Annotated in this window: 9 protein-coding genes and 2 pseudogenes; 9 read left to right on the top strand and 2 right to left on the bottom strand. The window is 44.7% G+C overall.

Going from position 1 to position 14,290, the window contains the following annotated elements:
- Nucleotides 1–60 precede the first annotated feature (60 nt).
- Together KW548_10090 and KW548_10085 are read left to right on the top strand one after the other, a co-directional pair.
- Nucleotides 61–1,098, top strand: coding sequence for an extracellular solute-binding protein (locus tag KW548_10090; protein QXX05573.1), 1,038 nt, complete (start codon nt 61–63; stop codon nt 1,096–1,098).
- An 80-nt stretch (nt 1,099–1,178) separates the two neighbouring features.
- Complete coding sequence (locus KW548_10085) at nt 1,179–1,973, top strand: GGDEF domain-containing protein (protein QXX05572.1); 795 nt, start codon at nt 1,179–1,181, stop codon at nt 1,971–1,973.
- 1 nt (nt 1,974) lies between these two features.
- Here KW548_10085 and cobB read toward each other — a convergent pair whose 3' ends face one another.
- A complete protein-coding gene (gene cobB, locus KW548_10080; protein QXX05571.1) occupies nt 1,975–2,712 on the bottom strand; it encodes an NAD-dependent protein deacylase in 738 nt (245 codons plus the stop codon).
- Between the two features lie 345 nt (nt 2,713–3,057).
- Between cobB and KW548_10075 the strand changes: the two genes are divergently transcribed.
- Nucleotides 3,058–4,947: a methyl-accepting chemotaxis protein gene (locus tag KW548_10075; protein ID QXX05570.1), complete on the top strand. Its 1,890-nt coding sequence runs from the start codon at nt 3,058–3,060 to the stop codon at nt 4,945–4,947.
- Nucleotides 4,948–5,143: 196 nt separating this feature from the next.
- Here the strand turns inward: KW548_10075 and KW548_10070 are convergent.
- Nucleotides 5,144–6,443, bottom strand: a pseudogene (locus tag KW548_10070) (aminotransferase class I/II-fold pyridoxal phosphate-dependent enzyme).
- A gap of 136 nt (nt 6,444–6,579) precedes the next feature.
- Between KW548_10070 and KW548_10065 the strand changes: the two are divergent.
- From KW548_10065 to KW548_10040, 6 genes and pseudogenes are all read left to right on the top strand, one after another.
- Nucleotides 6,580–7,474, top strand: a pseudogene (locus KW548_10065) (dihydrodipicolinate synthase family protein).
- A 21-nt stretch (nt 7,475–7,495) separates the two neighbouring features.
- The gene (locus KW548_10060; GenBank protein ID QXX05569.1) at nt 7,496–8,608 is read left to right on the top strand and encodes an MFS transporter; all 1,113 of its coding nucleotides are present in this window, start codon (nt 7,496–7,498) and stop codon (nt 8,606–8,608) included.
- Between the two features lie 296 nt (nt 8,609–8,904).
- A complete protein-coding gene (locus tag KW548_10055; protein ID QXX05568.1) occupies nt 8,905–10,653 on the top strand; it encodes a hypothetical protein in 1,749 nt (582 codons plus the stop codon).
- 120 nt (nt 10,654–10,773) lie between these two features.
- On the top strand, nt 10,774–11,313 hold the full coding sequence (locus KW548_10050) for a hypothetical protein (protein ID QXX05567.1): 540 nt from the start codon (nt 10,774–10,776) through the stop codon (nt 11,311–11,313).
- Nucleotides 11,314–11,316: 3 nt separating this feature from the next.
- A complete protein-coding gene (locus KW548_10045; protein QXX05566.1) occupies nt 11,317–11,808 on the top strand; it encodes a hypothetical protein in 492 nt (163 codons plus the stop codon).
- The gene (locus KW548_10040) at nt 11,805–14,255 is read left to right on the top strand and encodes a TcfC E-set like domain-containing protein (GenBank protein ID QXX05565.1); all 2,451 of its coding nucleotides are present in this window, start codon (nt 11,805–11,807) and stop codon (nt 14,253–14,255) included. Before KW548_10045 ends, KW548_10040 begins: the two co-directional genes overlap by 4 nt.
- Nucleotides 14,256–14,290 lie beyond the last annotated feature (35 nt).

The following is a 14,290-nucleotide window of genomic DNA, read 5'->3' as shown; positions in this document are numbered from 1 at the left end:
TCTCCAAACATCGTCAGGGCTGACGGTTAAATGATTCAGCAAAAACAAAACGGAAAAAGAATGAAAAGTAAATTCTATGCAAGCGCACTTTGCGCAGCGACTCTGATCGCTTCGCCTGCAATGGCTGCTGATCAAGAACTCTACTTCTACAACTGGTCTGAATACATTCCAAATGAAGTTCTTGAAGACTTTACAAAAGAAACTGGAATCAAGGTTATTTACTCTACCTACGAGTCAAATGAAAGCATGTACGCCAAGCTTAAGACTCAAGGATCGGGTTACGATTTAGTAGTACCGTCTACTTACTTCGTTTCTAAGATGCGTAAAGAAGGCATGTTGCAAGAAATCGACAAGAAAAAACTGTCGCACTTCGCTGATCTTGATGCCAACTTTCTGAACAAGCCTTTCGACCCGAACAACAATTATTCTATCCCTTATATCTGGGGTGCGACTGGTATTGGTATTAACTCCGACATGCTGGACAAGTCTTCCATCACCAAATGGGATGACTTCTGGGACAGCAAATGGGAAGGCCAGTTGATGCTAATGGATGACTCACGTGAAGTTTTCCATATCGCATTGACTAAACTGGGTTACTCACCCAATACAACCAACCCAGACGAAATTAAAGCAGCCTACGAAGAACTGAAGAAGCTGATGCCAAATGTATTGGTGTTCAACTCAGACTTCCCTGCAAACCCTTACTTAGCGGGTGAAGTATCTCTAGGCATGCTTTGGAACGGCTCTGCTTACATGGCACGTCAGGAAGGTGCATCGATCGACATTATCTGGCCAGAAAAAGGCACCGTCTTCTGGATGGATAGCTTAGCGATTCCTGCACAAGCAAAGAATGTAGATGCCGCTCATAAAATGATAGATTTCCTGCTGCGTCCAGAAAATGCAGCGAAAATCGCCCTCGAAATAGGCTACCCAACTCCTGTTGCGACAGCACATAAGCTGTTACCTAAAGAATTTGCAAATGATCCAAGCATCTTCCCGCCTCAAGAAGTGATGGACAGTGGAACCTGGCAAGACGAGGTTGGTGAAGCTAGCGTTCTTTACGACGAGTACTTCCAGAAGCTAAAAGTAGACAACTAAAACGTAAACTTGTTTTCAGTTATATACTTAATAAAGCGGCTCTGGCCGCTTTATTTGTTTTCTCACCGACCGAGGACGCTATGATTGTAAAGTACAAAAGATTCCTATCTGGCTTCTGCGTGCTGTCTGGGCTTGCGATACTGGTTACAACGATCAGCTATCAAACGAACCCTGAATCTTATAGCGATCTTCTATTTGAAGCGAATACGCTATTCGTTCTGCTTTTCATCTACTTTGTTTCGCGCGAATTATACCATAGCAACACCTTTATCAAACTGGGGCTGATACTCCTTATTGTCAATCAAGGCTACGATATCATCACGGAAATCCCTACTTTTGACCAATGGGCAGACAACAATGAATTCACTCATATCTTGATAGAAGATGGTGGAGTCCAGATTGCGTACCTGCTGATTGCTTTTGGTGTGACACAACTATTCCGCCAAATGAGAGAGCATGCGTATACCGATGATTTAACCGGGCTTTTTAACCGAAAGAAACTGTTCTCAATCGCTCGCAAGCAATTCGATTTAATCTACATCGATTTGGATGGATTGAAGCAAATTAATGACACCCATGGGCACGCCAGCGGTGATTTAACTATCATCCGTTTCGCACAAGCGGTCAATGCATCGGTAAATCCAACAGATCAAGCATTTCGCATCGGCGGGGATGAATTTGTGATTGTGGTCGGCCCGGGAGAAGGTGAAGCCTTTATCGATAGAATCAAACAAGATCTGATAGCAGAGCAAATCTTATTTAGCTATGGTATTGAGTCCTCTACCCCTGAAACCTTAAAAGAGAACCTGATAAAAACGGACAAAGCGATGTACGAAATGAAACACTCTCAGCGTAAAACTATTCAGAACGACTGAGTTACGCATGCCGAGCGTCCGGCCGTTGCAGCGAGAGTATTTCCTCAACCAATTTAGGTACTTCAAGACTGGCTTTACCATAGCGTTTCTCTTCAAATTCACTTTCAACCGCACTTGGCTCCAGGTTGATTTCAAGTGTATGCGCACCATGCATCTTGGCATCATGTACAAATCCTGCGGCAGGATAGACAACCCCTGAAGTACCAATTGAGATAAACAAATCGGCCTTTTCTAACGATTCGTAGATTTCACCCATTCGTAGAGGCATTTCTCCAAACCAAACGATGTGAGGCCGCATCTGGGAAGGGATCTGACAACAGTGGCATAGATCACCGGTTTTAATGTCTCCTTTCGCTTCGACTACCTGATTGGATTCGCTACATCGCGCTTTCAGTAGCTCTCCATGCATATGAATCACATTCACACTTCCACCACGCTCATGAAGGTTATCAATATTCTGGGTAATGATGGTGACTGTACCGTCGAGTTCTTTTTCAAGACGCCCCAAAGCTAAATGTGCGGGATTAGGATCGATCCCCTTTTCCTGAAGTTTCAACCGGCGCTGATTGTAAAAGCTCTGTACAAGGTCTGGATTACGATCAAACCCTTCAGGAGTAGCTACATCTTCAATGCGGTGATTTTCCCATAATCCGTCCTGAGCTCTAAAAGTCTGAATCCCTGACTCAGCCGAGATACCCGCGCCGGTAAGTATAACGATATTTCGATACGGAAATTTCATACGACATTCCTTTCTCTTATCTTTGTTGCTAGCTTAGCACTTAGCGCTTAGCATCAGAAGCGGTTGGAATTAGACCATGGTCGCACGCTTTCAAGTTCTACTGTATTTATGTGAAGTGAAACAGCAAAGCGAACCGAGAGCCAATTTGAACTGTGTTATTTGGTTTTCAATCGCCCTGAATACATCGTCTTTGATGCAAAAGGTGATATGAAATAACATTTATAGCCAGCTAACTTGAAAAACACCTCTTCAATGCTATTAGTTTTATATTCGCATTAACAATATTGTCATAATGTACATAATTCAAGCGAATATTTAACGTCATCAGGCTAAACGGAGGTGTCCATGAACGGCTCACCCAAATCAGAGCGATTTGCTTTTTCTTTTTCCATACGAGCTAAGTTAATCCTCATCAATTTGACTTTGCTGGTTAGCGTCGGCTTGTACGCCTACTATGAACAAGTCAGCTTTAATAGCTTCGAGTCCTTAGAACAGGCCGCCATGGATAATTTACAAAGCTCTGTTGACCTGCTTATGTTACGCCGTCACGAAAAAGACTTTATTGCGCGTAAAGAGATGAAATACCCGCAACATTTCGACGCAACGTTTGAAGAGCTATCCGCACGTTTAACGGCTCTCAACAGAATTTTAAAATCGCACAATCTTGATATGGAAGAGCGTACTTCCACTATTGTGTCGACTCTCAATCAATATCAAGTTCAGTTCCACCAATTGGTAAACCAAGTGAACACAATTGAGGGGATGAATGTCACATCCAATTTAATTACACAATTGGAGCGCTCAAGAAAAGCATTGAAAGTCGCCACAGCTGAAAAAGACAGTTTTGTTCTTGAAGTTGAACTGCTTGAGCTAATGGAAGCCGATTATCAATATCTCGCGAGCACCAATAAAGAAACCAGTGTGACCTTTCTAGCCGCGCTTGACAAATTCTCTGCCAGTGAGCATGTACCTCAGGGGCTTGAGCCTGTGTTTACTGAATACCGCCACAGTGCAGAAAGCATAGTCGAAGCCTACGAAGTACTAGGGTTGACCTCTAGAGAAGGGCTGCGCGGCGCACTAAGAGCTAACGTGCATACTACAGAGAAAGCCATCAATGGACTTCAAACGGAGATCAGCCAAGTCATTTCTCAAAAATCCTCGCAGATAAAAACTCAACTTTTCTTAATCGGAAGTGCGATAGTTGTTTTACTCTCTAGTATGTTGCTTCTAATAGGAAGAAGCATCCTAAGCCGCATTCAAGCCATCAATCTTCTTATGGAAAACATTGCCAGCGGGGATGGTGATCTTACGGTGCGTATGAATGCCAAAGGTGATGATGAATTAGCCCAGCTTGCCAACTCTTTTGATCGATTTATTTCTCAACTGCACGGCCATGTAAAAGAGTTGGCCGGTGTGATGTCTGTATTGAGTGAAAGTTCATGCAGTTCGGAACATGCCGCAGTAAAAAGCATGAACAACGCGGAGCAGCAAAAGGTACAGTCAGAGTCAGTGGCAACAGCCGTCAACCAATTAGTCATGACCAGCAATGAAATAACCGCCAATATTGAATCCGCAGCACAGAATGCAGAAAGTATGAAACATCAAGCTGATGGCGCGCTCAAAGTTACCCACTCTACTAGCGACAGTATTGAGGCTCTATCAACGAATATTGAAGATTCTCAAACCTTAATTGAAAATCTAGATGAACAAAGCAAAGAAATTCATCAGGTGATCGCAACGATTCAAGGGATTGCAGAACAAACCAACCTCCTTGCGTTGAATGCGGCAATAGAAGCCGCTCGCGCGGGTGAAAATGGCCGTGGCTTTGCAGTTGTTGCCGATGAAGTCAGACAACTTTCGCTAATGACAAATAATTCCACCCACCAAATAGAAACGACGATTCAGGGCCTGACATCTGGTATACAACAGACAGTGACGAAAATGTCTTCAAGTTTAGAACAAGCACGTCACACCAAGACCAGCACTAAGGAAGTGGTCAGCGCAATTGACGCTATGACACTGCGGATCAGCGAAATGTCCGACATGAATACACAAATCGCGACGGCTTCAGAAGAACAGTCCATGGTATCAGCGGAAATCGATCGCAACATTACCGAGATTGCACATTTGGCAGGTGATACCCACCAAGTAGTAGCGGGTTCTGTTCGTTGCAGCGAACAAGTCTCTGGTGTTAGCCATAAGCTGGAGCAAATTGTCGCTAACTTTAAGTACTAGTTGATTGTTCTCTATGGTCGCATCACTAGCGAATAAATGTGATACGACCTTTTGATATATACGGTGAGTGAACGACAAAAACCCTTGGGTTCAATTGGCTAGGAAGCGAATGTCGCATCGGTGCTGCACTACGCTCAGTTGCTCTGGTTCCAAAAATTCGGTTTGATCCTGCAAGGTATTGGACGTTTAATCTTAGCTACCTGTCAACCTGCGCAATATCTTGAGCTAATTGCGAAGCGAGCTCTTGGTCCAGCTTAGTTGTGGTTATCCGCAGCCCCATCGCTTTGCCGTCAATATCAAATTGGCCGCCTGGTCTCACCAGCCAACCACGTTTTGATAGCTCATACGCGCGCGCTTGAGGGTCACCATTGACGGGAACCCATAAGTTAACACCTTCAACAGGACCAGCAATTGATATTCCATGAACTTCAAGCGCTTCAATCAACCATTGGTTCCTTTGTCTACAGTCTTCACTCATCAATTGTAGCCGTTGCCCAACACTTTTTGACGTTAGTGCGCAGATAACGAGCGATTGAAGGATACGGCTGACCCAGTTCATGCCTACAGTCAATCGACTGTGAAGACGTTCTGTTGTCACTGGGTCAGCAGCGACAAAAGCAAGCCTTAGATCTGGGCCTAACCCTTTTGATACTGAGCGAAACACAGCCCAAAATACACCGTTGTCCGGCACCAAACTGTAATAGGGTTGCTGAGCAAGTAAGGCATAGTGATCATCAATTAACACCAGCACATTCGGAAACCGTTGTAGCACTCGGCGAATAGCTGCAGCTCTTTCTTCACTATAACAACACCCGGTAGGGTTATGGGCTCTCGGAGTAAACAATACGGCCCTAGCCCCTTTTTTTTAGCTTGGATTCAAGCTCATCGACGATCATGCCATGAGCGTCGATTTTAACACCTACTGGACGCATTCCAGCCAACTTGATAGCAGTCGAAGAACCCAGATAGCAGGGGTCTTCGACAACCACTTGATCACCGGGTAATAAATGGGCTGACATCAAGCGTTCCAATGAATCGACCGCCCCACTGGTGATCGATAAACCCATGTTGTCCGGGCACACGTCTATGAACCACTCTCGACCAAACGTCTCAATATCAGGCAAAATAGGCGCTTCACCATAGACAAACTGTCTCAGTTGCGCTTTTCCGGCTAATTGTTCAAGGTTGGGGAACCATTCCTTAAGGAGATTGCCGTCAGCAAGATCCATTAACTTCGTTTCTGTTATCCCGTCTTGCTGCTGTTGTGATTGCCTCGCTTTAACGCGCGTACCTAAACGGCCTTTAGTCTCTGCTAACCCTGATTTTACCAAGCGTTGATAGACACCAGCGACGGTATTTCTATTGACGCCGACATCTGCTGCAAGCTCCCTTACTGGAGGCAGCGAATCTCCCTCTTTTAACTCTCCTGACGCAATCAAAGACCGAACAGACTCAAATAATTCCTGCCCGGTTTGCCCATTTATCTTGACTTTCATGTTTGTCCTATGACAATGTTTATATTGAACTATGACAATTAGTTTTTATGGCTATGACTAAGATAACACTTGTGAGTGTTTATTTCATTATTGACGTCAAGTCCACCACCAATCAATTATCCAAAGGAATAAACTAATGATTTTTCAAGGAATAAGTGCCTTCCCTATTACCCCTATCTCAAACGAACAAGTCGATACCGAGGCGTACTATAAGATTCTTGGCCGCTTAGTTGACGCCAAGGTAGATTCTATATGTGCACTCGGATCGACTGGCTTATATCCATACTTAAACGCAAAAGAAAAACATGCGGCGATCTCAACAGCAGTCGAAATGGCAGGAAGTACTCCTGTCTTAGCGGGTATTGGAGCGCTGAGATTAAGAGATGTGCTCGCGAATGCTCAACAAGCAGAACAACTTGGTGTCAAAGGGCTTTTTGCTCGCGCCGCTTTCCTATCAACGTCTCTTTGATGAGGAAGTCTATGAGCTGTATCGGTGTGTGTCTGACAATGTTTCTGTGCCGATTTGTGTCTATGACAACCCTAGCGCGACTCACTTTACCTTTAGCGATCAGCTCCATGCCGAGATCGCCAAGCTTAAAATGGTGCAGTCAATAAAGTTCCCCGGAGCTCAGTTTAAAAACCAGGGGCAAGATAGAGTTCAGACCCTAAAAGAACTCGTACCTGAGAAGGTAACTATTGGTGTCAGTGGTGACGCTTTTGCTTCTATGGGCATACAAAGCGGATGTGATGTGTGGTATTCAGTCCTCGCTGGTCTGTTCCCTCGTACAGCTAAACACCTATTTGAGCAAGCAAAACAGAGTGACCCAGAACAAGCGAAACAACTGTCTTTGAAATATGAAAAGTTGTGGCAATTGTTCTCAGATAATCTTGGTGGTATGCGTGTAATGGTAAGTGCTGCTGAGCTTCTGGGCTATGCCGAATCTCCATGTTTACCTGCGCCTCTCACTGGATTAGACAGCGAATCCAAGCTCCAGCTGAAAAACCTTATCTCAGAACTAGACCTAGCTTAATGATGACCTTGGGAAATAGATATGGACAATGTTAGTACCTCGAATCGGAGTCATCAGGAGCATAGACGTTTATTGCTGTTGTACTTTAGTCTTGCTTGCTTTGCGAGAACAGCAACAGGTGCTGCCATTGTCGGCATATTGATCCTCTCATCTGAAAAAGGGATACCTAGCCATCAGATGGGGATACTTGCCGCTTGTCTGAGCGCCCCACATTTACTTGGCCCCATATGGGGACGTTGGTTGGATATTGCGACCGACTCGAGAAGACTGATCATCGTAGCCGCTTTTATCTATAGTGCTTTCATGGCCATAACGACATTCTGGTTCCAACATTTAACATTGCCTGTTCTGATATTATTTCTTATTGCTTGTGGCAGTTCTGCACCCTATTTGATGGGCGGGATCAGTGGGCTGCTGAACACTTTACTCAGTGCCAGCGATTCGATGAGAAGAAAAGCGCATGCTTGGGATGTCTGCAGCTACGCTGTAGGAGGAACTTTGGGTCCTATGCTAGTTGCAGGATTGACGGAAATCAGTGATACACAGTCAGCGATGATAACAATTGCTTTTTTTCCATTAATCAGTGCCCTGTTAATACTGAAGCTACCAAAGAGTGAACCGAATAACCTTAGCCCTGCTGCTGTGCCAAGCGTTGCTATGGTCGCACGGCAAATAATCACCAATGGGCCGCTAACTCGTACCATGTACCTAACCGTAGCGACCTCATTTTCACTTGCTGCACTGCCGGTCTGCGCAATTTCTCTCGTTGAAGATTGGGGACAAGATCAAAACAGCTCCGCTACCCTCATTTCTCTGTTCGGCATCGGCAATTTACTAGGCTCTGTTTGTTTAATTCGCTTTCCCATTCTCAAAGAACCACAACAACTTATGACGCTATCAGCCTTAGGAGTATCAGGTGGGCTATTTCTCGCTTCATTAGCTACTGTCTATGAGTTCGGTCTTAGCGCTTACTTCATATGCGGTGTCGCCAATGCACTTTTCTTTGCTGCAAGCCTGACAGCTAGGGTTGACTATTCACCGAGGGAAAGTTCTTCTCAAGTGTTCATGTGGATTGCAGCTCTAAAAATTGCGGCTGTTTCCGTCGGTAGTACTTTTTGCGGGCTTTATGGCTGATGAATCTCCTTATCGGTCAATATTGGCCAGCTTTTTTCATCTCATTGGGTTCGCGATTATGAGTGACATTCATAGGCGATTTATAAAACTTAAGCAGTAACTCATGTTACTTAGCAACGACAGTAGCGGATAAACACTCACCCTATCCTATTGAATTTATTAAAAATAATAGATTATCAAGTATAAATAAGATTAAATTAATAACCCCCTAAAAATTTATATATCAAATTACTCATCCAGAAATCAGCGGCTGTCGCAATTCAGCCCTGATACAAGAATATTTAAGAGATGACGTAATGGAAAACAAAAAAAAAGAAGTGGCTAACGCATCAAAAACTGGCTTGTTTAGCCTCTTGCTGTTGCTCAACTTGTTTTTAGTTGGTTGCCAAGGTGACGAGCATGAAGAGTCGAAGTCCGAACAAACTCAAGGATCAGCAACACTCAGATTACAACCTGCTCTGATCAATACCCCAGACAATCAGGGGTTTATCGACTTGAATACCTATATTTCTAGCGACTCAGCACTCTCTTATACTCTCGATGTAGTCGCTTTATCCGATTTATCACAAGTTTGCACTGTCAATAGTACCAACGACCATGGCTTCTATTTCGTTAAACAGCAAGATGTGTGCATTTATAAATACACAGTGACAGCCCAGAGTGGCAATGGCGAGATCATTCAAAAGCAAAATCAAGCTCGAGTACTGACCAGTACGTTAGAGGTGGTAGATTTGGCTCCTCTTAGTCGTGAGCTTGTCCGAGGCCAAAAAATAGAGGTAACCCTGCCCATGGAATCAGGGTTCACGTTGGACAGCATTGTCTCGGTACAAGGCGATATTCAAGCCACAACCCTGAACAATAGCAAAATCAACATTGATGCCTCTGCTGTCAATCAATCAGGTCTCGCCGTTATTGATTATAAGGTTAGAGCTACAGAAACTAGCGCTCTCTCGAATCAATTCAACCAAACCGTTAATACACCCGCAATTAGATTGGGACAAATCTATGTCACCGTACAAGATCCCGGCTATGTCAGTGTTAATGCAGGGAGCGGACACTTACCTAATGATGGCAAGAGGAAAGAGTATTTCTTAGATGAAGAGATCACTGTTGACGTCTCTTCGTTTGTGCAAGCTGGGACCTTTGATTATCAATTGTTTGAAGTGAAAAGCTCAACCGCCAATGTTGAGGTTGTGTCCGGAGAAAACCAAAACAAATCCTTCCGTTTTTCCGCATCAAGGCCAGGTCGTCACCATGTCTTTTACATGGTTTACGACAATACCACCTCAGGAGAGAGTGCTGGGGGATATTCAGGGAATATGCTGACTTTTGATGTCGCAATGCCCAGAGATTGGGAAAAGATCGTTTTGGACAATCATAGGATATACACCGCACCAGAAACATACGCTGAAGCGGAAGGCTATAACTTTTCGCTTTTTGGTCTATCCATCGGTAAATATTATGACACTTCGGTAGAAAAGGACATGCTCACCATGTCACTTCAAGATGCCTCCAAATACTGTGATTTTTTTGGTAGGGCACCTCGTCTAATCCACTTGCAAGAATTATTAAAAGGCAACTTAAATTTAGTAGAAAAAGCTGGTTGGCCAACCGACAAACCATACATTTATCTAGATATTAAAGACTTTAATTATTATGCGTTAGATATGAAAACAGGTCTAAAAACGGATGAAGTGAATGAAGTCTACTCCTCATGCGCACAAACCTTGCTGTTTGATTACGTAGGGTCAAGCGATGCGGTCGCCGATGGCAAAGATCAAGTGGTGTTGACCTTCAAAGTGGAGGAAACATATCCATTTGGACAAGAAAGACTGGCCAAGGGGGTACCTTTAACGGCCAGAGTAAAAAATGGCAACGCTCAATTTTATGGTGGGGAACTCGGCAAAACCAAGTATTCCAATCACAAGGGCGAGCTCTCTTTCTACTTCACCAGTCAGACGCCCGGTGAAAGTACCATCTCATTCGTTAATAGCAACCTAGGCGGGTGGCCGAAAGATATCGTGATCCGTTTCTCAGCACCTTAAAAAGAACAGTTTCGTTCGATGTGATGAAACATCAACTAGGGAGGAAAGTACACACCACACTGTCAACAAGCCAATGTTCATTAAGTCAACAACAAATATTCACTTTACAAGGAATGATTCATGAAAACTCAATTCAATAAGTCTTTAACGACAGTCAGTGCTATGGGAGTACTGTTGTCAATGTTTATCGCACCGAGTGCGACGGCTAATATTGCCGCCACATATCTGCAGTGGTCAGCCACCATTCCAAAAGCTTCTATAGACAGCACTTACGAGATCAAAAGTGCTGACGGTTACCCTGCTCTCACCAGCGGTTCACTTATGCTCAAATCACTGGGCAACGGGAGCTATGAAGTGGAAGGTTCCACAGAGCTTGCATTTAATGTGGTTAATAAAACCAACCAAGATGTCTCCAGCAGTTTTGATATCAAACTGGCGTTTATGCAGACGATCTTGGCAGGTGTGATGATTGGGGGCGCAGGCCCAGACATGAAACTGGTTCGCGTTTCCGATGGTGCAGAAATCACCTCTACCCCCGTAACGCACACCAGTGACTTGGTGCGAATGAGAATTGAGCCCGGCGCGAACAATACGTTTAGCGCTTCATCAGGCGAGTTGTTCAGCGTTCGTACCTATGTTGAAGTCAGCAATATAGTGTGAACCATGAAAGCCGTCATTTTTATGTTTACCGCTGCTTTGAGCACAGGTGTTCTATCTGCACCAACAATGGTTCAGTTTTCCCCCTATGTTAATGTGTTTAAAACCACGCTAAGCAGCGAGTTATCGCTTGTTATTCGACACAAAAATGTGCACTTGAAATACGATTTTCAGAATGAGACCTTCGAGTCTTTACGCACACTGATCACCATTACCGCACCACTTACTTCAAGCTATGACTTGTATCAGTTGGAGTTGTCTGTGTCGGATAATCATTGTTACAACCAAGCGGTGGATAAAAAGATAAATGTGACGGCGTCACTTGATGACGTACCTATTCCCCTTGGTTCGTCATCAAGGTTTTCCTTCAACACCACTAACAATCAAGAGAAGTGGCGCCCCCATAAACTGACATTAGCGTTTTCTAAAATTGCAAGAACCGACGTTGAATGGGAATGCCGAGGTTTTATTGGATTCACAGCGGAGTTAGTCGTATGAAGTCCAATCCGTTGGCCATAATACTCTTTTGCTGGTCGCTAATGGGGGCACCCTTTTGTATCGCTAACGAAGTTTACCCCTCAGGTTTTAGCGACTTTTTTATCGAGCGCAAAAAAAATGTAGCGGTCTCACTAGGGGATATTCGTCAAGCTCAAACCATTTCAGCTCTGGCAAGCTACGAGCAGATCAGAGTAGAGAAGGACGACGAAGGATATCGACAACTGCGTCAATTTCTAACCCGATATGACGTGAAAAGCCGCATTGTAGACGATATCTTGACCGACTTGACACAAGGTGTCGGAATTGACTCCGAGTGTCAAGGTCGCCTTGCGACTTGTACACTAGAAATGGCAGATCATGCCAAGTACGTATTTGATTATGACACATCGGTACTGCGAATCGTTCTTCCTATCGGCGCTTTGGATCGCACCATCTCTGAGCACGATTTTGCATCACCCTTTAGTGAAAATTATGGCCTCATTCACTGGATGAATCTTTACGCCAGTAGTGATTTCGAGGATCACCAATATGTGACACTTTCGAACTCACTGATTGGCGGTTTACCTCTGGGTTACATCAACATCGACACGCAATACAGCGAACAATACGATTTTGAACTCTATCAGGCGCTGTATACCGCGGAACTGGAAGGAAACCATCGACTTCAGGTGGGTAAAAACCGGTACAGTGTCAATTTTAACGCGACCGACTATTTAAGTAACCACGCTGAGTTAAGTGGGTTGTCAGTCTATCTAGCTTCCAGCCGAAATTTGTATAAAAGCAGCGTCAGTGACTATCAGCGTATCGACTTTTTTGCCCCGCAAGCTGGGCAACTTGAGGTTTATCGAGGCGAGCAATTGCTGTTTAACAAAATCATCAACCAAGGCGCACAGCACATCAGTTACGCCGAACTCCCGAAAGGTACCTATCAACTAACGCTCACCCTTAAGGTCTCTGGCAATGAGATCTTGAAAGAAACAAGACAGGTTGTAAATAACAATACCTATTTCATTAACCCAGGAGAGTGGGACTATGCTGTAGGGCTAGGACGCTGGGATGAGGAGTCAACCCTGTCAAACCGTGACTACTATCGGGCTCTTATGACCTACCGCTTGGACGATAGGTGGTTTTTGAGTAGTGGTCTGACAGGCACTTCAAGCGAGCAATATTATCAGGCTGGTGCACAATACTACTGGGGAGACCAAGGTACACTCGATTATGCTTTAGGCGCTTTTTCACAGGGTGGTAATTTCCAGTATGGGCGTTTCTCTCTCTCGCCGCTGTTTATTGACTACCAGCAATTGGATTTGCCATCTGGTGCAAGCGAATTGAGCCAAGCCTTGTACGGTTCTTACTCATACCGTGACATTGGGCTTGGCGTGTCTGGCGCATTCTTGGGGGGCAATGGTTACCTTCGAATTGGTTGGTATGAAAGTGAAAGGGAAGCCAGTCGCGTCAGTGTCGACACTCAGCAACAGTTGATCTATGGCGGTTGGTCACGCTCTGCATTTGGTGGTGTCTTTGATATTTCTGCGCAGTATTCGGCACAACCCGGCTTTGACGATAACTATTCCATTATGATCTCTTGGTCGATGCCTTTGGACGATCGTTACTCGGTATCTTCGACCATACAAGTCAACGACGACGGGGATATTCAAAACCAAAACCAACTCCGATTATCTCAAAGTGGCGACAATTGGTCGAGTTACGGAGCATTTGGGGTCACTAACAATGACACTGATCAAATGAGTATTGATCTCACCGGCTCTGCATCAGGCAAGAGTCGCTGGGCAAAAGGAAGCAGCTACTTTTACCTCAATGACAAAGGAGACAAAACCCTGTCCTTAGGGATGTCGGGGACTCAGGCATGGGGCCAACAAGGGGTAATGTTTTCGCCTGAAAAAGGCCAAGCCTTTCTGCACGTGGCTAAATCGGTCACAGAGGTTGAGACTGAACCCATGCCTCTTAAGTCATACATCAGCTATTCAGATCGCTTAGCTAAGCGCTTTTCGTTGGTTGACCAACAGGTAATTCCATTAACCGATTACCAGACAATACAACTCAAAGTGGATGACTCTGGATTCCCCATAGTGTTGGATGAAAGCGAGTTTGAGACATTCGTTTATCCAGGTTCGGTGCTCTACTTTTCTCCTAGCGTTACCTACTTGGACAGCTCACTACTGATTCTCGACAACTTAGAAGGCAAAGCGATATTGGATGCCCAATGTCTAGGTAGTGGTTGCATCAATATTGAGCCCGTAGCCAGTGATGGTGTATTTCGGGTAAGCCACCTAAAAGGCCAGCCTTTCAACGTAGTTTCTAAACAGGGACTCTGTGTATTCGACAAGGCGCCAAACGATCATGCAGCGAAAGGGTATTGCTTGCCGGGGTTAGAATGGCTTGGTAAGAAGGAAACCGTCACCCCCAAAACACGCTGGACAACTTAACCCTCCTTAATAGCCGCATTGGAGAATGGCTGTTC

The organism is Vibrio neptunius, from assembly GCA_019339365.1.
GTDB classification, from domain to species: domain Bacteria; phylum Pseudomonadota; class Gammaproteobacteria; order Enterobacterales; family Vibrionaceae; genus Vibrio; species Vibrio neptunius.
The sequence above is the reverse complement of the archived record's forward strand: the minus strand, read 5'-3'. Positions and strand labels throughout refer to the sequence as shown.